The organism is Lachnospira rogosae (ex Hitch et al. 2025), assembly GCF_040096455.1.
GTDB classification, from domain to species: Bacteria; Bacillota; Clostridia; order Lachnospirales; family Lachnospiraceae; genus Lachnospira; species Lachnospira rogosae.
Genome location: NZ_JBBMER010000003.1, coordinates 141,074 through 162,976 on the forward strand (window position 1 = coordinate 141,074; position 21,903 = coordinate 162,976).

26 protein-coding genes and 1 pseudogene are annotated in these 21,903 nt (G+C 35.7%); all 27 read left to right on the forward strand.

Annotated elements, in window-relative coordinates:
* Window positions 1-190: 190 nt before the first annotated feature.
* The 27 genes and pseudogenes from WMO14_RS04970 to WMO14_RS05100 all read left to right on the forward strand — a co-directional run bounded on the left by WMO14_RS04970 (window position 191) and on the right by WMO14_RS05100 (window position 21,820).
* Window positions 191-379, forward strand: a complete 189-nt coding sequence (locus tag WMO14_RS04970) for a helix-turn-helix domain-containing protein (RefSeq protein ID WP_021923573.1) — start codon at window positions 191-193, stop codon at window positions 377-379.
* A gap of 16 nt (window positions 380-395) precedes the next feature.
* Window positions 396-1,495, forward strand: a pseudogene (locus tag WMO14_RS04975) (site-specific integrase).
* Window positions 1,492-1,866, forward strand: a complete 375-nt coding sequence (locus tag WMO14_RS04980; protein ID WP_349153376.1) for a plasmid mobilization protein — start codon at window positions 1,492-1,494, stop codon at window positions 1,864-1,866. Before WMO14_RS04975 ends, WMO14_RS04980 begins: the two are co-directional and overlap by 4 nt.
* 155 nt (window positions 1,867-2,021) lie before the next feature.
* Complete coding sequence (locus WMO14_RS04985) at window positions 2,022-2,963, forward strand: AAA family ATPase (protein WP_349153460.1); 942 nt, start codon at window positions 2,022-2,024, stop codon at window positions 2,961-2,963.
* Window positions 2,964-3,076: 113 nt separating this feature from the next.
* Window positions 3,077-3,448: a TnpV protein gene (locus tag WMO14_RS04990; protein ID WP_349153377.1), complete on the forward strand. Its 372-nt coding sequence runs from the start codon at window positions 3,077-3,079 to the stop codon at window positions 3,446-3,448.
* A 150-nt stretch (window positions 3,449-3,598) separates the two neighbouring features.
* Window positions 3,599-4,816: a plasmid recombination protein gene (locus tag WMO14_RS04995; protein WP_349153378.1), complete on the forward strand. Its 1,218-nt coding sequence runs from the start codon at window positions 3,599-3,601 to the stop codon at window positions 4,814-4,816.
* Window positions 4,817-4,899: 83 nt separating this feature from the next.
* Entirely contained in the window at window positions 4,900-5,082 is a 183-nt protein-coding gene (locus tag WMO14_RS05000) for a ribbon-helix-helix protein, CopG family (protein WP_055173939.1), read from the forward strand.
* Window positions 5,069-7,087: a HaeIII family restriction endonuclease gene (locus WMO14_RS05005; RefSeq protein ID WP_349153379.1), complete on the forward strand. Its 2,019-nt coding sequence runs from the start codon at window positions 5,069-5,071 to the stop codon at window positions 7,085-7,087. Before WMO14_RS05000 ends, WMO14_RS05005 begins: the two co-directional genes overlap by 14 nt.
* 115 nt (window positions 7,088-7,202) lie before the next feature.
* Complete coding sequence (locus WMO14_RS05010; RefSeq protein ID WP_349153380.1) at window positions 7,203-7,571, forward strand: hypothetical protein; 369 nt, start codon at window positions 7,203-7,205, stop codon at window positions 7,569-7,571.
* A gap of 35 nt (window positions 7,572-7,606) precedes the next feature.
* Window positions 7,607-8,455: an AbiJ-NTD4 domain-containing protein gene (locus WMO14_RS05015; RefSeq protein ID WP_349153381.1), complete on the forward strand. Its 849-nt coding sequence runs from the start codon at window positions 7,607-7,609 to the stop codon at window positions 8,453-8,455.
* A complete protein-coding gene (locus tag WMO14_RS05020) occupies window positions 8,455-9,255 on the forward strand; it encodes a S1 family peptidase (protein WP_118615438.1) in 801 nt (266 codons plus the stop codon). Before WMO14_RS05015 ends, WMO14_RS05020 begins: the two co-directional genes overlap by 1 nt.
* 89 nt (window positions 9,256-9,344) lie before the next feature.
* The gene (locus tag WMO14_RS05025; RefSeq protein WP_349153382.1) at window positions 9,345-10,850 is read left to right on the forward strand and encodes a DNA/RNA helicase domain-containing protein; all 1,506 of its coding nucleotides are present in this window, start codon (window positions 9,345-9,347) and stop codon (window positions 10,848-10,850) included.
* Window positions 10,851-11,276: 426 nt separating this feature from the next.
* Window positions 11,277-11,708 (forward strand): 8-oxo-dGTP diphosphatase, encoded by a 432-nt coding sequence (locus tag WMO14_RS05030; protein WP_349153383.1) that lies wholly within the window; start codon window positions 11,277-11,279, stop codon window positions 11,706-11,708.
* 40 nt (window positions 11,709-11,748) lie between these two features.
* Entirely contained in the window at window positions 11,749-12,231 is a 483-nt protein-coding gene (locus tag WMO14_RS05035) for an NUDIX hydrolase (protein ID WP_118344900.1), read from the forward strand.
* A gap of 34 nt (window positions 12,232-12,265) precedes the next feature.
* Window positions 12,266-12,430 carry a hypothetical protein gene (locus WMO14_RS05040; protein ID WP_349153384.1) on the forward strand — a complete coding sequence of 55 codons (165 nt, stop codon included), beginning with the start codon at window positions 12,266-12,268 and terminating at the stop codon, window positions 12,428-12,430.
* 38 nt (window positions 12,431-12,468) lie between these two features.
* The gene (locus WMO14_RS05045; RefSeq protein ID WP_349153461.1) at window positions 12,469-12,906 is read left to right on the forward strand and encodes a M24 family metallopeptidase; all 438 of its coding nucleotides are present in this window, start codon (window positions 12,469-12,471) and stop codon (window positions 12,904-12,906) included.
* A 14-nt stretch (window positions 12,907-12,920) separates the two neighbouring features.
* The gene (locus WMO14_RS05050) at window positions 12,921-13,571 is read left to right on the forward strand and encodes an HAD family hydrolase (RefSeq protein ID WP_349153385.1); all 651 of its coding nucleotides are present in this window, start codon (window positions 12,921-12,923) and stop codon (window positions 13,569-13,571) included.
* Between the two features lie 19 nt (window positions 13,572-13,590).
* On the forward strand, window positions 13,591-14,490 hold the full coding sequence (locus WMO14_RS05055; RefSeq protein WP_349153386.1) for an NAD-dependent epimerase/dehydratase family protein: 900 nt from the start codon (window positions 13,591-13,593) through the stop codon (window positions 14,488-14,490).
* 17 nt (window positions 14,491-14,507) lie between these two features.
* Complete coding sequence (locus WMO14_RS05060; RefSeq protein WP_278951457.1) at window positions 14,508-14,696, forward strand: tautomerase family protein; 189 nt, start codon at window positions 14,508-14,510, stop codon at window positions 14,694-14,696.
* 10 nt (window positions 14,697-14,706) lie between these two features.
* Complete coding sequence (locus WMO14_RS05065) at window positions 14,707-17,436, forward strand: AAA domain-containing protein (RefSeq protein ID WP_349153387.1); 2,730 nt, start codon at window positions 14,707-14,709, stop codon at window positions 17,434-17,436.
* A 32-nt stretch (window positions 17,437-17,468) separates the two neighbouring features.
* Complete coding sequence (locus tag WMO14_RS05070; protein ID WP_349153388.1) at window positions 17,469-18,179, forward strand: helix-turn-helix domain-containing protein; 711 nt, start codon at window positions 17,469-17,471, stop codon at window positions 18,177-18,179.
* A 20-nt stretch (window positions 18,180-18,199) separates the two neighbouring features.
* The gene (locus WMO14_RS05075) at window positions 18,200-18,433 is read left to right on the forward strand and encodes a hypothetical protein (protein ID WP_349153389.1); all 234 of its coding nucleotides are present in this window, start codon (window positions 18,200-18,202) and stop codon (window positions 18,431-18,433) included.
* A 143-nt stretch (window positions 18,434-18,576) separates the two neighbouring features.
* On the forward strand, window positions 18,577-19,404 hold the full coding sequence (locus WMO14_RS05080) for a phospholipase D-like domain-containing protein (RefSeq protein ID WP_349153390.1): 828 nt from the start codon (window positions 18,577-18,579) through the stop codon (window positions 19,402-19,404).
* A 188-nt stretch (window positions 19,405-19,592) separates the two neighbouring features.
* Complete coding sequence (locus WMO14_RS05085) at window positions 19,593-19,760, forward strand: hypothetical protein (protein ID WP_172678503.1); 168 nt, start codon at window positions 19,593-19,595, stop codon at window positions 19,758-19,760.
* A 112-nt stretch (window positions 19,761-19,872) separates the two neighbouring features.
* Complete coding sequence (locus WMO14_RS05090) at window positions 19,873-20,454, forward strand: TnpV protein (RefSeq protein ID WP_249321221.1); 582 nt, start codon at window positions 19,873-19,875, stop codon at window positions 20,452-20,454.
* A 4-nt stretch (window positions 20,455-20,458) separates the two neighbouring features.
* A complete protein-coding gene (locus WMO14_RS05095; RefSeq protein ID WP_055306297.1) occupies window positions 20,459-21,364 on the forward strand; it encodes a ParM/StbA family protein in 906 nt (301 codons plus the stop codon).
* Between the two features lie 21 nt (window positions 21,365-21,385).
* Entirely contained in the window at window positions 21,386-21,820 is a 435-nt protein-coding gene (locus WMO14_RS05100) for a hypothetical protein (RefSeq protein WP_349153391.1), read from the forward strand.
* Window positions 21,821-21,903 lie beyond the last annotated feature (83 nt).

A 21,903-nucleotide genomic window follows, 5' to 3' on the forward strand; every position in this document is an offset into this window, starting at 1 on the left:
GAGACAGGGGGCTGCAATATTTGTAAAAAAACCGCTATTGTACCCTTATCTGAGAAAAAGGGTCGGGTTTGTCCCTTTTAAAATATAAGACAAGAAAATACAATAGTTGCAACGAGTTATATATAAGTAGCTGCCAATACAAGTGCTTGATACATACCGGTAATTGCCGTGGAGAGGAGGTGAATGCACTATGGAGAAGTTATATTACACAGCAAAAGAGGTTGCTGAGATGCTTGATGTATCGGTATCTCATGCATACAAAGTAATAAGAGAAGCTAACAGGGAATTATCTTCTAAAGGCTTTTATGTCAGAGCCGGCAGAGTCAGCCGTAAGTATCTTGACAGTAAAGTATATGACTTATGTGATAAGACAGCATAAGGGAAAGGAGTAGTGTATGGCAGCATACAAGGATGAGGCGAGGGGACATGGTATGTCTCCTTCCACTACAACGATTGGACAGGTAAAAACAAAAGAAAGCTAAAGCGTGGCTTTCGGACGAGAAAGGAGGCATTGGAATACGAGCAGAAGTTTCTGCTGCAGCAGGCAACAAATCTGGATATGAGGTTTGCGGACTTTTACAAGCTGTATGAGGAAGATTTAAAGCCTAAGCTGAAGCTTAACACGTGGCGTACAAAGGATGTTATTTTTCAGAAGAAGTTGATTCCATATTTCAAGGACAAGAAGATGAATGAAATCAGTCCTGCGGATATTATCAAATGGCAGAATGAGATGATCAAGAAGAGACAGGCAGACGGTAAGCCCTATAAGCCGACTTATCTGAAAACAATGCAGTCAGAGCTGTCAGCCATATTTAATCATGCGGTACGCTTTTACAATCTGAGAGAAAATCCTGTAAAGAAGGCTGGGACGATTGGTAAAGGCAAAGCTGATGAGATGGATTTCTGGACAAAAGAAGAATATCTCAAGTTCATAGAATGTGTAAAAGACAAGCCAATATCTTATTATGCGTTCCAGATTCTTTACTGGTGCGGAATAAGGGAAGGTGAACTGCTTGCCCTGATACCGGCAGATATTGATTTTGAGAATAAGAAACTTCATATCACAAAGTCTTATCAGTATATCAATGGTGAAGATATCATCACAGATCCTAAGACGGAAAAGAGCAGAAGGGATGTTGTAATTCCTGATTTTCTGGTAGAAGAGTTAAGACAGTTTATCGGAATGCTGTATGGATATGGAAGAGATGACAGAATATTTCAGATTACGAAGTCATATCTGCACCACGAGATGAGCAGGGGAGCTAAAGCGGCAGGAGTAAAGAGAATAAGAATTCATGATCTTAGGCATTCGCACATTTCTTTACTTATTCGCCTGGGTTTTTCAGCGGTAGCCATTGGAAACAGGGTTGGACATGAGAGCCAGACAATCACATTTCATTATGCACATATGTTTCCGACAGAGCAGATTGAGATGGCTGATAAGCTTAATGAAGAATTTGTGCCGGGGACAGGAAATGGAGGTGATATTCAGTGAGTGGAGTTCATAAGAATCCGACAATCAGTTTTCGCATATCAGACTATGAAAGGCGTGAAATTGAAGCAAGAATCAAGGCAAGTGGAATGATGAAGAAAACATTTTTTACAAGATGCTGTATTTATGGTCGAATCTGTGTTGTAGGTAAGAAAGAAACAGTATATATGCTGGTGCAGACGCTTGAGAAGATGCAGGCAGATATTCACAAAATGTATGATGAAATCATAGAAACAGGACGGATAAAAGAAAAAGAATCACCAGTTGATGGTGAAGCTTATACAGATATTGAAGAATTGCAGCATGACTATCTTGCTATGATAAAAGCAGTTGTGGATATGCTGGATGGAGCAAAATACCTCTGGCAGAAATAGTGGCTTTCCTGACGGCAATCGGGAAAGCCACGGCAGATAACAAAAGCGGGCTTCTGTTACCAAAACACCAATTAAAGTATAACAGCAGCCCACTTTTGAGACAATGATTATTTACGAAAGTGAGGCAGACAGTGGAAACAAATACAGAATTAAAAATGATACACCTCTCTGAGGTTGAATCACAGAAGATTAAATGGCTGTGGTATCCATTTATCCCTTATGGAAAGCTGTCAATAGTGCAGGGAGACCCCGGTGATGGGAAATCTACGCTGATACTAAATATTGCGGCAAAGCTATCAAGGGGAGAATGTATAGATGAAAATATGAATATTACTGAGCCTGTAAATGTAATATATCAAACAGCAGAAGACGGACTTGCAGATACAGTCAAGCCAAGACTTGAAGCAGCAAATGCAGACTGTAGCAGAATATCAATCATAGATGAGTCTGATAGGAGCGTTAGTATGACGGATGACAGGATAGAGGAAGCCATAAAAAGAGAAAATGCGAAATTGTGCATATTTGATCCGATACAGGCTTATCTTGGCGGTGATACTGATATGAACCGGGCAAATGAAGCCAGAGAAATGACGAAGAAGCTTGGAGGTATTGCTGAAAGAACAGGCTGTGCCATTGTTCTTATCGGTCATATGAATAAAGGCTCAGGAGCAAAGGCTGCTTACAGGGGAATGGGTTCCATTGATTTCTTTGCTGTGGCAAGGAGTGTAATGCTTGTTGGCAGAATAGAAGGGCAGAGTAACCTCAGGGCAATGATACAGATAAAGAATAATCTTGCAGCATTTGGTCATCCAAAAGCATTTGAATTGGCAGAGGACGGATTTCATTGGTTAGGTGATTATGAAATTACTGCTGATGAAGTACTGGGCGGTATGGTGCCAAAGGCAAGTAAACTTGAGGTGGCAAAGCAATTTTTAAGAGAACGGGCAGAAAGAACACAGAAAATTTTAAGTACAGAGATTATAGAACTTGCAGCACAGGAAGGAATATCGAAAAGAACACTTGAGACAGCAAAGAAGGAACTAAAGATAAAGGCTGAGCGTTGCAATAATAACTGGTACTGGAATTTGAGAGCATAAAAATCAACATCGCAACATTGCAAAGTGTCAGGTTTTGTAATCTTGAAGCTTGCAAGGTTGCAAAATATATAGACCTTGCGATGTTGCGGTCTTGAATAGAAAGGACAATTACGATGACATTATTTGAAGAATTAGATGTTGAATATAAAGAAGTGGATGGGATTTTATATCCTCTTTTATCTGTAGATGAAGCAGAATACAATCTTACGGATATAGGAAAATATGGTCGGATGTGGCTTAGGTATATGAAAGAAAATAAACCTTCTGAGTATCGTCATATGGCACGAATGGGACAGCTTAGAAAGCAGGCAGAAGCAGTAAATGAAGAAGCATATGAGCGATTGGACAATATTGAAGCAGCATGGTTGAAAAAGCATATGACGGGTAAAAAGAAAACATTTATGGAGCAGCTGTATTTGCGGAATCAGGCAAGAGCGATGGCAGAAGAAATTGTGATAAATGAGAGTGTGTTTAAGTGCAGATGAGGTTTAAAAGGCTGATGCAAAAACCCTCGGAGAGCCCCCGCAGTTTTGTCAGCATGACGAAACTGCTAGGGGGTTATCATCTATGGCAGAGCCAAGATGATAACCGCACTGCTCCGACAGAAAAATACGAATAAGAAAGGACAAATGCCTATGGGAAATGTATCATACTCTGCTCATATAAGCAATGGCAAGAGTGCGATAACAAGTAAAAAAGCACTTGCAGGAGTCGCAAAGCATAACCTGCGTAAATATAAATCTGCAGATTACAGCTCAGATAACATCAGGCTGATATATGGAACAACAGATTTGTTTCAGGATGTTAAGCAGGTATATCACAGAGAATTTGATGATGCGGTAAAGGAATATAACAGCAGACAGAAAAGAGAAGACAGAAAGATAAAGGATTACTTTGAACATGTTGCAGGTCTTAATCAGGATATGGCAGTTGAGATTATCTTTCAATGCGGGGACAAGAAATACTGGGAAGAACATTGGAAAAATAAAGATTATATGTCTGAGGTATTTGATTATATTCTTGACTGCCTGCAAAAGCTACTGCCGGAGTTCAAGATTGCAAATGCAGTCATACACTTTGATGAAGCCAGTCCGCATATGCATGTAGTAGGCGTTCCGGTATGGGAAGGAGCAAAGCGTGGCTTATCCAAGAAAGTATCAAAAAGAAATGTGTTTACACCACAAACATTATCAGTGATTCTTCAGGATAAACTGCGTGAAGAGGCAAGCTATGGTTTTGAATGTTATTTCAAGGAACAGCTGGCAGAGAAGAAAAAGGGTCGTAACCATGACTTGTCTGTGACAGAATATAAGGTAGCACAGGAGAGTAGGAAGCTTGCTGATATAAAACAGCAGAACAATGAAGAGCAGAAGAAAAATACTAAACTGAGAAGCAATAACGCAAGCATATCATATCAGATTGCTACACAGGAACAACGCCATAGCAGAAATCTGGATGTTATAGTTGCTGATGAGGACAGGCTGGAGACAGTCAGGAGTAGTATTAATGCAGCGGAAACGGAATATGCAAAATATGCTGATATGATTACGGATAAAAAGAATAATCTGGAACTTCTTTCTTCTAAGGAAAGTGAACTGATTGAAAGAACAAAAATTGCAGAGAGTGTATTTGATATGTTCCGACAGAGTGGAACTGATGATGTCAGGGAGAAACTTATTGATGTGATGTATGAGAACCAGAAGCTTAGAGAAGAAAATACGACATTAAAGGAATTGCTGGAAAAGGCGTATGAGTTTATGAAGCAGTTTGTAATTGATGGGGTTAACTTGTTGGAGAGGTTTCTGGAGAGTGTTGGGAAGATGATTGATAAAGTTCCTAAAAGAACAAAATAAAAACATCTGTTCGTGCAACAAAGTATTGACATTGACATACGAAGGAAGTATCATAAATTTATGAAGCAGGAGGAACAAATGAGATGAGAAAATCAATTTCAATCAGTATAAGAGTGAGTGAAGAAGAATTAGATAAGTTTAAGGAAGCAGCAAGATTAGAAGCATATTCATCATATAGTGAGTTTATAAGAAGAACGGCATTAATAGAAGCTGCCAGAATAATTAAGGAAAACAATGAAGGAGAGGATACCCATGAACATAATTAGTTTGTTTAGTGGATGTGGTGGATTAGATTTAGGCTTTGAAAGAGCTGGGTTTAATATTCCTGTTGCAAATGAGTTTGATAAAACAATATGGGCGACATTTAAAGCCAATCATCCTAATACTCATCTGATTGAAGGTGATATAAGACAGGTAACAAAAGAAGATATAGAACAGTTTATAAATGGAGAAGTTGACGGAATTATCGGTGGACCACCTTGTCAGTCGTGGTCTGAAGCAGGTTCATTAAAGGGAATTAAGGATGCCAGAGGACAGTTGTTCTTTGATTATATTAGAATACTAAAGGAATTCAAACCTAAGTTCTTTTTGGCAGAAAATGTAAGCGGAATGTTGGCAAACAGACATTCAGAAGCGGTGCAGAATATTCTAAATCTTTTTGATGATGCAGGATATGATGTGTCATTTACCCTTGTAAATGCAAAGGATTACGGAGTCGCAGAAGAAAGAAAGAGAGTATTTTATATAGGTTTCAGGAAGGATTTGAACATTGATTTTGGATTTCCTAAAGGTTCAACAAAGGATGATGATAAGAAAATCACTCTTCGTGATATTATATGGGATTTGCAAGATACAGCGGTTCCATCAGGAGAGAAAAATCATCATAATCCAGAAGCAATCAATAACAATGAATACTATACTGGAGCATATTCGCCAATATTTATGAGTCGTAACAGGGTAAAAGCATGGGATGAACAGGCATTTACAGTTCAGGCATCAGGAAGACAATGTCAGCTTCATCCACAGGCACCTAAAATGGTTAAAGTGGCACAGAATGATTGCAGATTTGTAGAAGGAAAAGAACATCTTTATCGTCGAATGACAATTAGAGAGGTTGCCAGAGTACAGGGATTTCCGGATGATTTCAAATTTATATATGAGGATACTAATACAGCATATAAAATGATTGGTAATGCTGTTCCAGTTAACCTTGCATATGAAATAGCTGTTGCGATAAAGAAATACCTAGAAGGTAATGGTGCAGAGGTTGCTGTAGATAATGAGGTTATAGATGCAAAGGAGGTTAATGAGAAGAAAGTGAGTACAAAGAGTAATGATCAGGGTAGAGCATATGAGTATGCTTGGATAAAAACACTTTACAAGGCATTATGTGAGATGCGAAAAACTAGAATAGTTGATAATTCTAGCTTGCATGCAAATGAAAAGGCATGGGCTCTTATGGATGAGGAAATGCAGCAGACATTTATGATATCAGCAGAATCAGCAATTGATACAGTACTTGAAATGGAACCTAAAATGTCAGAAGGCAGTAGTGATGAATTGACATTAGAATTTCAGAAGGACGGAGCAGGCGTAAATGGTGATGTAAGAGATATTGTTATTAGAAGAGAAGATATTGAGTGGGAAATAGGATTAAGTATCAAACATAATCACGATGCCGTAAAACATAGCAGATTAAGTCATAAACTTGATTTTGGTAAAGAATGGTTTGATATGCCTTGTAGTGATGCATATTGGGATGCGGTTCAACCAATATTTGATATGTTGAAGAATGAAAAGGATAACGGTTCAAGATGGTCTGAAATCAATGACAAAGACGAAGTAGTATATGTACCGTTATTACATGCTTTTATGGATGAGGTTAATAGAGCATATAAAGAAGATAAGAATATGCCACGTAAGATGATAGAATATCTTATTGGAATAGAGGATTACTATAAGGTTGTCAGCCGTGATAGTAAGCGTCTTACAATAATTCATACTTTTAATATGCATGATACTTTAAATAAACCAAGTGAAAATAAGGTGTCGGCAATTACTGTTCCAGTAGTAGAGCTACCTACAAGACTTGTGGCACTTGAGTTTAAGCCAGGAAGCACTAATACAGTAGAAATGTTTTTGGATAATGGATGGCAATTAAGTTTCAGAATTCATAATGCAAGTACAAAGGTTGAACCAAGCTTAAAATTTGATGTACAGTTTATTGGTATGCCGACATCAGTGCTGAATATTGAATGTAAATGGAAATAAGGCGGTACAGACATTGAGAAAAATGCTATTAAGTTTCAGACCGGATGTTTATGAAAAAATAAAATCTGGTGTGAAGATATTTGAACACAGGAGAAATTTTCCAGACGAACCTATAATGGCATACATGTATGTCAGCTCACCGGTGAAAGCAATCACCGGTGTTGTATACTTGGGTAAAAGGCATTGTCTATCTGACTGGATGGAAGACTATAAAGAAGATAGCAATGCCGTTACACGAATAAAAGAATATATAGAAAAGTATCATTATAGGTATGCTATGGAAATAGATAGATTTCAGGAAACATCACAGATATCATTAGATGACTTAAGAGAAAATGTTCCGGGATTTGTAGCACCACAGATGTATATATATTTGGATGGTACAGAATTGTTGGAGTATATAGAGAGTAACTTAAAAATGATAGATTTGCAGGTAGAACACTCATTTGAAAGAATAGAGACTTGTCAGGTTTGTGTGCATTAATTAGGCATTGTTAGAGAGGGGTGAGTTAACGCTTTATGGAATTTTTTTCGACAAGAAATAAGGTTTTAAGAGTAAATCCCAATGGGGTGAGAAGCACAAGCATGCAATTGAGAGAACGTATATGGAATGTATTTTATAAGGAAGAGTATGACTACTATGATACATCGGAATATACATCTTACACAACGGGAATAGAAGATATGATGCTGGAAATGGGAATTAAATACGAATTTCCAGCAAATAAAATCTACAAAAATGAAAATGCAGAAAAGTTGCATAAGTATGTGGTTCAATGTGAAGGTATATGGTATCGAATATATGATTTTATTGAAAAATATCTTAGATTGACTGATAGTGAAAAAACTCAAAGGCTGACGTTAGAATTTAATCGAATACTAGAAGAGGAGGTTGCTCCATACAGAATTTTAAATGGATTAGTTGTACCGATTATTGGTAAAAGTGAATTGAATTCAATAAGTGAAACAATTGACTTGGAATATGAATCTGTTAGTAAACATATGACAAAGGCATTAGAGTTATACTCTGATAGACAAAAACCAGATTATGAAAATTCGGTAAAAGAATCAATAAGTAGTGTTGAAGCTATGTGCAGTATTATAACAGGTACTTCAGGTGGAACGGCAACATTAGGTAATACATTGAAAAAATTAAAGGAATGTGGAATTAATATACATCCAGCAATGGAAAATGCGTTTAAGCAGTTGTATGGGTATACATCTGATTCAGGTGGAATAAGACATGGAAGCATTGAATTTGTTAATGTGGCAAGTGAAGATGCTAAGTACATGTTGGTTTCATGCTCAGCTTTTGTAAACTATCTGATTGAAAAATGGATAAAACTTAATGGAAGGAGAGATATTTAATGTTAGATAATATATTTGAGCAATTAATGTATACTACATTAAGAATTGAGTGTATAGATAGTATTGGAAATATTTTTTCAATTGGTACAGGATTCCTTATACAAAGACCTGTGGGAGATAATAAATATAAGTTATATTTGGTCTCTAATAAGCATGTTTTGTGCAATACAGATTCAATTGCAATATCTTTTACTGCAAATAAGGGAAATGAACCAGATGTTGGTAACAGGGTACGTTTGCCAATATCAAATATAAAGGATAGTATTGTAGGGCATCCAGATTCTAATGTTGATATTGCTGTTTTAGAATGTACAGGACTTTTTATTATGATGCCTGAACAACTATATTATAAAGCTGTATCGTATGATATGTTAGCAACATTCAATGAAGAAGAATTATCTGTAGCTGAAAATGTATATTTTGTTGGATATCCAGATAATAGATATGATAAGGCAAATAATTTACCATTGATACGAACTGGTATGATTGCTAGTAATCCTAAATATGACTATAATGGTAATCCAACATTTATAATTGACGCACAGGTGTTCCCAGGTTCAAGTGGTAGTCCGGTTTACATAGATTTGACATATGAAAATATGAAGAATGGACAAATAATTGTTGGTAAAAAAGATATAAAATTATTAGGCATTGTTTCTGCTACTATGATAAGGAATAATCAATTAAAATCGATAGAAACAAATACTCATTATTTAACAGAAGAAGTATTAGGATTAGGAATTGTTTATAAATCAACAGCAATAAAAGAATTAATAGATACTTTACCGATGAATAATTGAGAAAATGACGAGAAGGTATTAATTTCGTATCCAATAGCGATTTACTATGATTAAAGTGGCAAATAAAAGGTTAGGAGAAATTTAATAATATGAATTCAGTAAATTTATATATTTTATGTGAAGGAACAAAATTGGATAATTGGGTTGATTATCAGAAAGTATTGACAAATTCATATGAAAAAAAACAATTGAAAAATGCTGAAATTGATACATTGAAAAGATTTGTTAATGAACTTTTGAATTGGGGTATAGCCATAGAGGATTTAGATGGATTTTTTTATGGATTTTCTATTCCACAAATATCAAAAGAGTTTGATTTGTTAAAAATATTCGAAAATGATGTAGTTGTAAATATTGAATTAAAAAGTAATGATATAGCTATGGACAAAATAGAGTATCAGTTGAGGAAAAATAGATATTATTTATCACATTTAAAGAAAAAAATTTATAGTTTTACTTATGTTAATTCTGGGGAGAATGGTAAGATATATTCATATGATGGAGACAAATTATTAGAAAGCAATATAGAAGAAATTGCTCAATTAATTTCTTTAAAAGGTACGTTTATTAAAGAAAATATTGAGAGCCTATTTAAGGCTAAGGATTATTTGATCTCTCCAATTAATACACCACAGCTTTTTGTCGAGGGAAATTATTATTTAACAGGTCAACAGGAAGAGATTAAGAATAAAATAATTAACGGAATTGATAATAGAGAACACAAAATATGGGGGATTCAAGGCAGTGCTGGAACTGGAAAAACATTGTTGCTCTATGATATTGCAAGAACATTAGGACAAATGATGAGGGTATGTGTGATACATTCGGGCATTCTTTCTCAAGGACATATTGAATTAAATTCAATTTTACGAGAAGTTGACATAATTCCAGTTAAAGAATGTAATGAAAACTTGATTAGGCAATATGATTGCATTTTGATTGATGAGTCGCAAAGGTTATATCAAGTAGATTTTGATTGTATAGTTAAGGCATTTCAGGATTTGAATATTCATTGTATTTTTGGATACGACTATTATCAGGTTTTATCATATGCCGAAGAAAATAGAAATATTCCAGAACAATTAAATAGATTGAGCTTTTTTTGTGAAAATAAATTATCTGAAAAAATACGTACAAACAAGGAAGTTGCGTCATTTATTAAAAACGTGATTAATTTAGCACATCGACCAAAAAGATATATGGATTATAGCAATATAGAAGTTCTATATGCTTTTGACTATACAGTGGCAAAAAATATAATTGAACATTATGTCACAAATAAGGAATATAAATTTATATCGTATACGCCATCGAGAATAAAAAGTAATGATATAGATAAACTTTCTAATTATACAAATACACATCATATAATAGGACAGGAATTTGACAATGTGATTTTTAGTATGGATAATAATTTTAAATATACTGAAGATGGACATTTACAGGGAAGAATTCATCCAAATCCTGATTACATATTTTATAAACTTTGGTTTCAAGGAGTATCTAGAGCAAGGGAACGATTATGTATATTAATAATAGGGAATGAACCTTTGTTTAACAATATTTTACAAGTTAAGATGCAGTTTAGTGAGTAGATATACAACTGCTATTTTTGTAAATATTGTAAAGCAATATATTACTTGAATGTTATATCATTTGGTGCCTAGATTTTAATAGGAATTTTGATACCCATATGATACTTAAATTTTTGAAAATATAAAATAATTGTGATAAAAGGCGGAATAATAGCCATTAAAAGCTCTAGAAATCAAGCCTTCACAGGGATAATAAGTTCCTCTGCAGGGAGTTTGAATAACGGATTAGAATGCCGAAAGCCTGTATTTATGCGGGCTTCCGGCATTTGTTTTATCAAATGGCTCTAGTTTGGCTCTATTTGTGGGGAGAGTAATAGCAAGATTAAGGAGAAATTATGAAAAAATTATTACATCTGATATTGATGCAGACAGTATTGTTGAAATGATATATATGGATTCAGCAAATGAAGGATAAGGGTATTACGAATGGCAAGAACAGAAAAAGTGATAATGACTAATATGTGTATGGTGTTTAGTGAAAATAGGATACTTGTCCAAGATAAGACGGATGATGATTACTCTGGAATAACATTTCCGGGAGGACATGTGGAAAGAGGAGAATCATTTACAGATGCTGTGATACGCGAAGTGTGGGAAGAAACTGGATTGAAAATTTCAGAACCAAAACTTTGTGGGATAAAAGACTGGATGAAGGATGAGGAAACAAGATATATAGTGTTATTATATAAGACAGATAAGTTTGAAGGAATAGTTACTTCGTCTGAAGAAGGGGATGTATTCTGGCTGACATTAGATGAAATGAAGCAGAGAAAACTTGCTTATGGAATGGATAAGATGTTGGAAGTATTTTTAAATGACAATATTAGTGAATATTTCTTTTTTGAAGAAAATGGATAGAAGAGTTGAAATAGTTTAAATAAATGCAAAGGAGTTTGAAGTGGATATTTTATTTAAGAATGATGATTTTGTATTTTCATACAGAGTTGGTGGAATATTGATACGCAATGGAAAAATTCTATTACAGCGTCCTAAGAATGATGATTATTCCATTATAGGTGGACATGTAGCAGCAATGGAAACAAGTATAGAAACTTTGAAGCGGGAATTTGAAGAAGAACTTCACACTAAAATAGAGGTAGATAATCTGCTGGCGATTGGTGAAATATATTTTCCATGGGGTAAAAGACCATGTCATCAGATATGTTTATATTATAATGTACATCTCGTTAATTATGATATTCCTTTAGATGGAGTATTTCATGGTTATGATGGTCTGGATGACAAAAGGATTGATTTAGATTTTTGCTGGGTTCCACTTGAGGATTTAAAGAATGATGTAAAGGTATATCCGCAGGAGTTGGTACCTTATATTCTTGAACCAAAGAAGGAAATTGTACATTTTGTTTCAAAGCAAATTTAGAAGATGAGATTATAGGTGTCGATGGAGAAGAAATATGTTAGAAGTTAAATTTTATGATACAGTAGATGATTCATTACTGAAGTTTGCAGTAATAATTTCACAGAGGAGGGTGCGGATTCGTTCTAATATTGGGATGTTGGTGCATTTGTATTTGCAGGAGATGAAACATACGTTTCTGTATCTGGTAAGCAGTATGTAACTTCGGATAGAGTTATAGGAAATAACGATATTATAACCATTGATTTAAGTCCACAGGCAGGTAATATATGGGGAGATTATGCGAGAACTATTATTGTGGAGAATGGAAAGGTTGTAGAGGATATAGGGCTGATTGAAAATCTGGAATGGAAAAGCGGTCTGCAGATGGAAGAGAAATTACATGCAGAATTGTTACGTTTTGCTACGAAGGAAACAACCTTTGAGAAATTGTACTATCATATGAATAAGTTAATAGTGGAAAATGGATTTGTAAATCTTGATTTTATGGACAATCTGGGACATTCCATTGTGAAAACCAAAGGTGATAGAGTTTACATTGAAAAAGGTAATATGACCAAGCTTGGCGATGTAAAGTATTTTACATTTAAACCGCACGTAGCATTTCCAGATTCAAAGTATGGATATAAAAAAGAGAATATTTATTACTTTAACGAAAACGGGTTGATGGAACTTTAAAAGGAGTAAAGAAAATGAATGTTATTTTTGATATGGATGGACTAATGTTTGACACAGAGAAAGTGTTTATAAAGGCTTGGGATTATGCTGGTGAAAGGATAGGTATTTGGAAAGCTGGATATATGGTCTATAAAACTTTAGGCATGAGCATTGTTGCCTCTTATGAGATTTGGAACGAAGAGTTTGGTGATCGGTATAATCAGGAAGAATTGCGTAAATACACAAAAGAATTTCTAAAAAACTATTATGAAAATAATAAAGTTCCTTTAAAGCAAGGATTGTATGTCTTGTTGGAATATTTGAAAAATGCAAATGCCAAGTTGGCAGTTGCTTCTTTATCACCGCGTTGGGAAGTGGAAAAACATCTAAATGATGCAGGAATTATAGATTGTTTTTCCGCAATTATTTGTGGAGATATGGTTGAGAAATCTAAGCCAGCGCCGGACATTTACATAAAAGCCTGTGAAATGTTAAATGAAAATCCTGAAGAGTGTATAGCTCTTGAAGATTCAAAAAACGGATTACTATCGGCTTACAGAGCGGGATGTAAGCCAATCATGGTTCCGGATTTGTGGCAACCTGATGAAGAAATATTGCAGATAATAAAGGGCAAGTATTCCGATTTGGAACAGGTGAAAAAGGCGTTTGAAAGTGGTGAAATATAGAAACAAGGGAGGCACAACAGTGAATATTCTAGTTATTGGTGGAACACGATTTTTTGGTATACATATGGTTAATGAGCTTTTAACCGCAGGTTATGATGTAACAATTGCAACACGTGGGAAGGCATCAGATTCATTTGGGGATAAGGTTAAAAGGATATTTCTGGAAAGGACTAAGGAAGAAAGTGTACGAGAGGCATTAAGCGGTACTCATTACGATGTAGTAATTGATAAAATTGCATATTGCTCAAATGATATTAAGTATGTGATGGATGTTATAGATTGTGATAAGTATATTTATATGTCAAGCACATCTGTGTATAACCCGAAACATATCAATACCGTTGAGGCAGATTTTGATGGAATTGAAAATGAACTGATATGGTGTGATAGAAAAGCATTCCCTTATGAGCAAATAAAGCGTCAGGCAGAGTGTGCGTTATGGCAGCAGTATCCAGAAAAGAATTGGATTGCCGTTAGATATCCATTTGCCATTGGAAAGGATGATTATACAAAAAGGCTGCTGTTCTATGTAGAACATACTATGAAATCTATTCCAATGAATATTGATAATGTTGATTATCAGATGAGTTATATTCGTTCCGACGAAGCAGGAAAATTCCTTACATTTTTGGTGGATAAAGATGTTAAAGGAGCAATTAATGGTGCTTCGGATGGTACGATTTCTATAAAGGAAATTATCGAATATGTTGAAGAAAAGACGGGAGCAAGAGCGATAATTGATAATTCTGGCGAGGATGCACCATACAATGGGGAACCGGAATATAGTATATGTACGGATAAGGCGAAGGAATTAGGTTATCAATTTACAGAATTGAAAGATTGGATATATGAGTTGCTGGATTATTATATTCAGGTAGTCGAAGAAATGGATAAGGTTGATAATGGTAGATTTCATTAGATTGCGAGGGAGAAAATATGCCACATGTGATTGTAAAACTATGGCCGGGACGAAACGATGAAATCAAAAGTAACTTGGCAAAGAGAATAGCACATACTGTTGCAGAAGAATTGAAGGTAGATATGGGTGATAAGTTGGTTGGTAAGCATGAACATTGCTATGTGGAGAAGGAATTCAAGGGCAATCAGCGTGCGGATAAGAAGTAGTGAGGAATAGATGAATACACGATATTATATGGTCATTATCAAGGGTGAAATAAAGACATCCGAAATAATGTCATGTGGTTACAATAGAAATACTCAAAAATGGGATGTAAAATTCAATACTGGAAAAATATACTCTTATGCATATTTGAATGTGGAAAAATTGACTGAGCCAGAAGTTTTAAATCCTGATATGTATCGTATTAGCAGAGAAGGACGCGAGTTTTTTGATGTTAAAGCAATATATGTGTTTAGAAGCAGATATGAGTCCTATTGGCATATTTGTTTTGGCAATGGGAGTGAAAGAGATTATCACCGCAGTGAGTTAAATATTGTGGAATCATGTCTTACTCATAGTCAGTCATCAAATGTATTTGAATATATAAAGCAAATTGCAGGTTTGAGTAATCTTAAGAAAGAAGAGACTGGTGAAAAATTATTGTCTAAGAGGTTTGATAAGATTTCTTTTGTGGGTAGTGATGTAGCTTTAGCAAAGTATTTGAATCCATCATCATTGCAAGGAAAAAGAACAGGACGCGAATACATTCTGATTTTCCCATTTGGATGCAATAACAGTCAGTATAAGGCTGTAAAAAATGCCATGGAGAATCAGATTAGTGTTATACAGGGACCTCCGGGAACAGGGAAGACACAAACAATATTGAATATTATTGCCAATATATTAATGCAAGGGAAAACGGTACAGATAGTATCCAATAATAATTCGGCAACAGAAAATGTATATGAAAAATTATCTTCTTCAAAATACAATTTAGGTTTTATTGCTGCGACATTAGGAAGTTCTAAAAATAAGAAATTATTTGTTGAGCATCAGGATGCCGCTTATCCAGATTTTTCGTCATGGAAAACGCAAGAAGATTCAAGTGTTTTGCAAAAGGGAATAGCTGACCAATCCAGTCAGTTAAAAAGCGTTTTTGATAAGCAGGAAAAACTGGCGTGTTTAAGGCAGGAACTTTCACAGTTGGTTACTGAACAGGAATATTTCAATCAATATGTTAAAGAATCAGATGTTCATACAGATAGTATTAAGTTCAAGAAAAAGCTATCTTCAAAGCAATGGATGGTATTGTGGCAGGATTGCCAGTTGATTTCAGAAGAAAAAACGGCAATAGGATTTTGGTTTAAGATAAAAGCCTTATTTAAATATGGAGTAACCGATTGGGGCATTTATAAGCAGGATATTTCAAAGATAATTACAACCTTTCAGGCAATGTATTATCGTGCAAAGCAAGCGGAGTTGTCTGCAGAAATTGCAGATATTGAAAAGTATTTAAATAGTGTTAATAAAAATTTGCTTGAGGATTTATGCAATCAGTCAATGGTTGTCCTAAAAGATAAACTGGCAAGAAAGTATGAAGGTAACAGCAAGAGAAAAATGTTTAGTGAAGATAATCTGTGGAAGGAGCCATATGGTGTACTGGTTGAGTATCCGGTTATATTAAGTACAACATTTTCGTCAAGAAACAGTCTGAATTCAGATGTGGTGTATGATTACCTTATCATGGATGAGGCATCGCAGGTAGATATTGCAACTGGTGCATTGGCATTGTCCTGTGCAAGGAATGTTGTTATTGTGGGTGATACCAAGCAGCTTCCTAATGTTGTTAAAGATGATACAAAGGTTAAAGCAAAAGTTATATTTGACAGCTTTCATATTAGTGAGGGATATCAGTATACAAATAGCTTTCTGCAATCCATTTTGGATGTTATGCCAAACGTAACACAAACATTGTTGCGGGAACATTATAGGTGTCACCCTAAAATAATAAATTTCTGTAACCAGAAATTCTATCGTGGTGAATTGATTATTATGACAACGGATAAGGGTGAAGAGGATGTTTTATCGGTAGTAAAAACGGTAGCGGGAAATCATGAGCGTAATCATTATAGCCAGCGCCAGATAGATGTTATTAAAAATGAGATTATACCCAAATATGTTTCAAATCCGGAAGAAACGGGAATTATTGCACCATACAAAAATCAGGTAGAAGCATTAAGCAAGGAGATAACAGATATTGATGCTTCCACAGTGCATAAGTTTCAGGGAAAGGAGAAAGAGAATATTATTATATCTACCGTGGATGATGAAATATCTGATTTTGCTGATGATCCATATTTAATTAATGTTGCTGTATCAAGAGCTAAAAAGAAATTGATGCTGGTTGTAACTGGAAATGAGCAATCAAAAGAGCGCAATATAACAGATTTGATTGATTATATTCAGTATAATAATTTTGAGGTTACTGAAAGCAAGATTTATTCGATTTTTGATTACCTTTACAAGCAGTATACTGAGGAAAGAAGGGTATATTTGCAGAAGCACAAAAAAGTATCAGAATATGATTCGGAAAATCTGATGTATTCATTGATAGAGGACATTATCTCCGCTAACAAGTATTCAAGCTTGGATGTTGTTTGTCATTTTCCGTTGAATATGTTGATTAAGAATCCAGAACTATTAAATGAGCAGGAATGTCAGTATGCAATGAATCCAGCAACACATTTAGATTTTCTGATTTATAACAGAATTGGTAAAAAGCCTGTGTTGGCGATTGAGGTTGACGGATATGAATACCATAAAGAGGATACTGTTCAGGCTTCAAGAGATTTGTTGAAAAATCATATTATGGAGTTGTATGAAATTCCATTACTGAGATTTATGACTAATGGTAGTGGCGAGAAAGAAAAGATTATCGAGATGTTGGATAAGTTGGTTGGGTAACCGAAATAGGAAATAAAATGGGAGATGCTATTATGGCTGTATCATATAAACGATTATGGAAATTATTAGTGGATAAAGAAATGAGCAAATCTGATTTGCGTAAAAAGGCAGAAATTGCTCCTAACACAATGACAAAGCTTCGCCGTGATGAAGAGGTGAGTCTAACAATTCTTAGCAAAATCTGCAAAACTTTACATGCAGACTTTGGGGATATTGTGGAGTATGTGCCAGATGCAGAAATATGGGATTTGTATAATGAGAACAGAGAGCTTCTGGGAAAAGACCATATCAGAGGAGAACAGTTACCAATAGACGGATATCATCTGGTGGTGCATGTGTGGATTCGTAATTCTAAGGGACAGTACATTATCTCGCAGCGTTCCGCAAATAGGCCAACATATCCTTTGATGTGGGAATGTGTGGATGGTTCTGTAGTAAAAGGAGAGGACAGTCTGCAAGGAGTGCTTAGAGAAGTCAAAGAAGAGGTTGGAATAGATTTATTGCCAGAAAAAGGTCAAGTTGTTTTGTCAGACATTAAGAAAATCGAGTTTGGGAAAGTGGTTAATAAAATTGTTGATGTTTGGCTGTTTGATTACGATGGAGAGGTTGATTTAGGCAATGCCACAACGGATGAAGTGGCACAGGTTGCTTGGATGAACAGGGAACAGATAAAAGAATTGTTTGATGCAAATATGTTTGTAGATACATTGGAATACTTCTTTACGGAAGTGGACAAGCAGTAAATAAAATAGGTGGTGTTTTAGTGACTAACTCAGAAAAACTATTAAGTTATTTTTCGGAAGATTTCTTTTATAAAGAGCTTGTATATGCTGATTTGAAATTTGTTCCAGAAGGTGGGACAGAGATAGAATTAGCGGATTTAATTATAAATCTTGAAGATGTTATACTGGCAATTCAATTAAAGGAACGGAATGAAAGGGTTCTTTCTAAGCAAGCCTCAGAAACAAGAAACTTTGGTATATCAATATTTATATGAACAATATTAAAAATAGACATGTATGTTTTATATTATTTTCTGCAATCAAGTGAAATATTTTGGAATAGATGATACTTTCATTGCAATATATTACAATAAATAATATAATTGATATAATAAATATTAATTGAATGGATATCAATATGGATAAAATAAATGAATTACGATTAGGATTAGAAACTGCATACATAGATGGTTCTGTTGCTTCTGACAGTTTTTATTGTCCTCAGTTTGTATCGAATAATTATAAATCTGGTAAGAAAGTTTTATCTTCGATTGAAGATGAGCTGTTAAGATGTGATAAGTTTCAGATCAGTGTTGCATTTATTACTATGAGCGGAATCACACCATTACTTCAGACATTTAAAGATTTGGAAAAGAAAAATATTCCAGGTGAAATTCTCACAACTAATTATTTGAATTTTAGTGAGCCTAAAGCATTGGAGAAGCTTAATGGATTATCAAATATTACATTAAAAATGTATGATGTACAAGAAGCAGATGAAGGATTTCATACAAAAGGATATATTTTTAAAACAGATGAAGTATATCGTATTATCATTGGAAGTTCGAATATAACAAGTGCAGCACTTACCAGTAATCATGAGTGGAATACTAAGCTTGTATCAACGCAGCAAGGGAAGATAGCGAAGGAAATAGTTGATGAATTTAATAGATTATGGAATTCTAGTTATGCCTTAGATTTTAATGAGTTTTACGACAATTATAAAGAACAATATGAAATTATTAAACATCAGAGAGATATTGCGAGGATTGATAATGTTGTATCGCTTGAAAAATATAAGCTTAAGCCAAACAGCATGCAGATTGGATTTATTACAAATCTTAAGAAGATTTTAGAAGAAGGAGAGGACAGGGCACTTCTTATATCGGCGACAGGGGAACGTGGTATATTTGTGACAGGTGGAAGAAACCCAGGATTTACAAGGGTTTCGGAAGCCTGGTCCTAGACGTTTCCGTGTGAAAATTGTCCGGATTAGCTCTGGACGGGAAAACTTAACAGGTATTTTTGCTGATAGGACTAAATTGACACAGAGAATCGAAGATTTAATCGGTTCCATATTGAAGTCAATATGGTCTTATTTTTTATACCCTTTTTTCGGGTAGCTCCCGATGGGTGGAAAGGAGAGTTGAATTTATGATTTTAGAATTTGTTGGCAGAGTTTTACTGAATGTTTTAAAGGCTATGGTATGGATGGCGTTGTTAATGCTTCGGTGTGTACTGGGATTGGCGAAGCTGACATTATTAGTGTTTGGGCTGGTTGCAAGAGTATTTCTTGTGTTTGCTAAGGCAGTAGTCGATTAGGATGGAATGGTGATTTTTGTGTGTTCCAGCGTTACAGATAATTTAACTGTCAGGTGTGGACAGCATTTATACATAGCTTCGCAAGAGGCAATGAGAAAGGAGGATTTTCTGCATGGCAGAACATTTGAGGGCAGTAACTCTCCGCGGGCTGGCGTTAAGGCAAATAACGATATTTTTAAGGCGCAAGGCGCAGAAAGGACTTTTTATGGAAGAAAAAGCAAAGGTGACTGCAGCACCTACAATTGCAGAACAGTGTGGTATTAAGTACAAAGAGGTGGATGGATTGTTTTATCCGATTTTGGGAGAGTCGGATCCGAGAAGTTATGCAAGTCTTGGAAAGTATGGACACCGTTATCTCAGGGTTTTGATGGAAAATGACCGTTATCTGTATAACAAGTATTTTATGCAAGGGGTACTTTTTGATAAAGCAGCGGAATATGAGAATTATGCATGGCAACTGTATGACACTGTTTTACAGGGAATAAGCAAGGTAAGAGGAATTGCTTTGGATACTTTGGAAGAAAAAGGATTTCAGGTAACATTTCATGAAAACATGCAGGCGGCAATGACAGCAGATGAGATTGTAACAGAGGATTTGTTTGCAACAATTGATTACAACAAGCGTGTACGTCTGGAACATGCAAAGGAAAATATCGCATTTGAACATGCGGAGACACAGAGAATGGAGGCATGAGTTTATGGAAGAGAAAAGAATTTATTATGTGGGAATTGACCACGGGAATCATTTAATGAAAACATCAAACCATGTGTTTGAGAATGGTGTGGAAAGGCAGGCTGTAAAGCCTACCTTCCAGGCTAATACACTGGTTTATGATGGAGCATTTTATAAGATTGGAGAAAAGCGTAACAGTGTGAAGGACAGTAAGCTTGCAGATGATGATTATTATCTGTTGACACTTGCGGCACTGGCAAAGGAATGTCAGTCAGGGAATATTCCAAATGGTGCCAGAGTGGTGCTTGGAGTCGGACTTCCTTTAAAACAGTTTGCAACGGTAAGAAAGCAGTTCGTGAAATATTTGAAACGTGGAAATCAGCCAGTGCATTTTAAATTTGAGGATGTGGCATATGATTTTACCATTGAAAATGTACTGGCATTTCCGCAGTGTTATGCAGCAGTGGCAGACAGGCTTGGCAGTATGAAGGGGGAATATCTGATTGTGGATGTGGGTTCCTGGACGATTGATATCATGCATGTGAAGGATGGTGTTCCAGTGGAAAGTAAATGTGAGACCTTCACGGAGTCCATGATTTCTGTTATTCAGGAAATCAAGAGCAGAAGCAGTGAGGTTTTTGGAAAAGAGATTTCGGAGAATGTGATTACAGATTATATCAGCAATCTTGGCGGCAATTATCCGGAAAAGTATGCAAGGATTATGGACGAGTCGCTTGAAAAGTTTGTTGCAAGAGTGGAAGGAGTTCTGAAAGAGAACGGGCACGATACGGAATTTACCAACATTATTTATGTGGGTGGCGGAGCAAAGGCAATGGAGAGATTTGGAAAACATGGGGATAACATTTCATATGTGACGGATGTCAGAGCCAATGCAAAGGGCTATGAGTTTCTTGCAAAACAGATGGCATAAAGGCAGGTGGTACACATGGTAATGGGATTTAGAGAGAGGCGGCTTGGCTGCCGTCTCTATGTGGACCGCCAGTCGGATGCAAATATTCTGAAAAAGCTGGATAGGATGCTTGTGGATGGTAGCTTTCTTAACCAGACGGAGCTTATCAAGAGAGGTATTGAACTGGCCTATGAAGAAGCGTACGGAGAGGCGGAAGAGGTTAAGGCGTCCCATAGGCAAGAGATTGATGTAAAGAAGTTTGCGGAAGAAGTAGCCAGGGCATTGAAGCCGGAAATGGAGAAGTTGATGGCAGAGTGTGAGGCGAGAGTTGCCGCAACGGAAACACCAACACCACCAACACCCGCTTTAGCATCAATGCATGATGCACCAAAGGATAATACGGCATCTGTCACTGATGATGAAGTCATTATTCCAAGTCAGACATTCAATTTTCTAAAAGGACTGAATGATGATTAGGAAGCTACGTCAGCGACGTCGAATTGACGACAATGGAATCCTGAATGACGGCTGATTGACGTCATTCATATATAAAATAAATA

Coding starts and splice junctions, on each gene's coding strand:
- WMO14_RS04970 (WP_021923573.1), top strand. CDS start 191: ATGGAGAAGTTATATTACACAGCAAAAGAGGTTGCTGAGATGCTTGAT.
- WMO14_RS04985 (WP_349153460.1), top strand. CDS start 2,022: ATGATACACCTCTCTGAGGTTGAATCACAGAAGATTAAATGGCTGTGG.
- WMO14_RS04990 (WP_349153377.1), top strand. CDS start 3,077: ATGACATTATTTGAAGAATTAGATGTTGAATATAAAGAAGTGGATGGG.
- WMO14_RS04995 (WP_349153378.1), top strand. CDS start 3,599: ATGGGAAATGTATCATACTCTGCTCATATAAGCAATGGCAAGAGTGCG.
- WMO14_RS05000 (WP_055173939.1), top strand. CDS start 4,900: ATGAGAAAATCAATTTCAATCAGTATAAGAGTGAGTGAAGAAGAATTA.
- WMO14_RS05005 (WP_349153379.1), top strand. CDS start 5,069: ATGAACATAATTAGTTTGTTTAGTGGATGTGGTGGATTAGATTTAGGC.
- WMO14_RS05010 (WP_349153380.1), top strand. CDS start 7,203: ATGGCATACATGTATGTCAGCTCACCGGTGAAAGCAATCACCGGTGTT.
- WMO14_RS05015 (WP_349153381.1), top strand. CDS start 7,607: ATGGAATTTTTTTCGACAAGAAATAAGGTTTTAAGAGTAAATCCCAAT.
- WMO14_RS05020 (WP_118615438.1), top strand. CDS start 8,455: ATGTTAGATAATATATTTGAGCAATTAATGTATACTACATTAAGAATT.
- WMO14_RS05025 (WP_349153382.1), top strand. CDS start 9,345: ATGAATTCAGTAAATTTATATATTTTATGTGAAGGAACAAAATTGGAT.
- WMO14_RS05030 (WP_349153383.1), top strand. CDS start 11,277: ATGGCAAGAACAGAAAAAGTGATAATGACTAATATGTGTATGGTGTTT.
- WMO14_RS05040 (WP_349153384.1), top strand. CDS start 12,266: ATGTTAGAAGTTAAATTTTATGATACAGTAGATGATTCATTACTGAAG.
- WMO14_RS05050 (WP_349153385.1), top strand. CDS start 12,921: ATGAATGTTATTTTTGATATGGATGGACTAATGTTTGACACAGAGAAA.
- WMO14_RS05060 (WP_278951457.1), top strand. CDS start 14,508: ATGCCACATGTGATTGTAAAACTATGGCCGGGACGAAACGATGAAATC.
- WMO14_RS05065 (WP_349153387.1), top strand. CDS start 14,707: ATGAATACACGATATTATATGGTCATTATCAAGGGTGAAATAAAGACA.
- WMO14_RS05070 (WP_349153388.1), top strand. CDS start 17,469: ATGGCTGTATCATATAAACGATTATGGAAATTATTAGTGGATAAAGAA.
- WMO14_RS05080 (WP_349153390.1), top strand. CDS start 18,577: ATGGATAAAATAAATGAATTACGATTAGGATTAGAAACTGCATACATA.
- WMO14_RS05085 (WP_172678503.1), top strand. CDS start 19,593: ATGATTTTAGAATTTGTTGGCAGAGTTTTACTGAATGTTTTAAAGGCT.
- WMO14_RS05090 (WP_249321221.1), top strand. CDS start 19,873: ATGGCAGAACATTTGAGGGCAGTAACTCTCCGCGGGCTGGCGTTAAGG.
- WMO14_RS05095 (WP_055306297.1), top strand. CDS start 20,459: ATGGAAGAGAAAAGAATTTATTATGTGGGAATTGACCACGGGAATCAT.
- WMO14_RS05100 (WP_349153391.1), top strand. CDS start 21,386: ATGGGATTTAGAGAGAGGCGGCTTGGCTGCCGTCTCTATGTGGACCGC.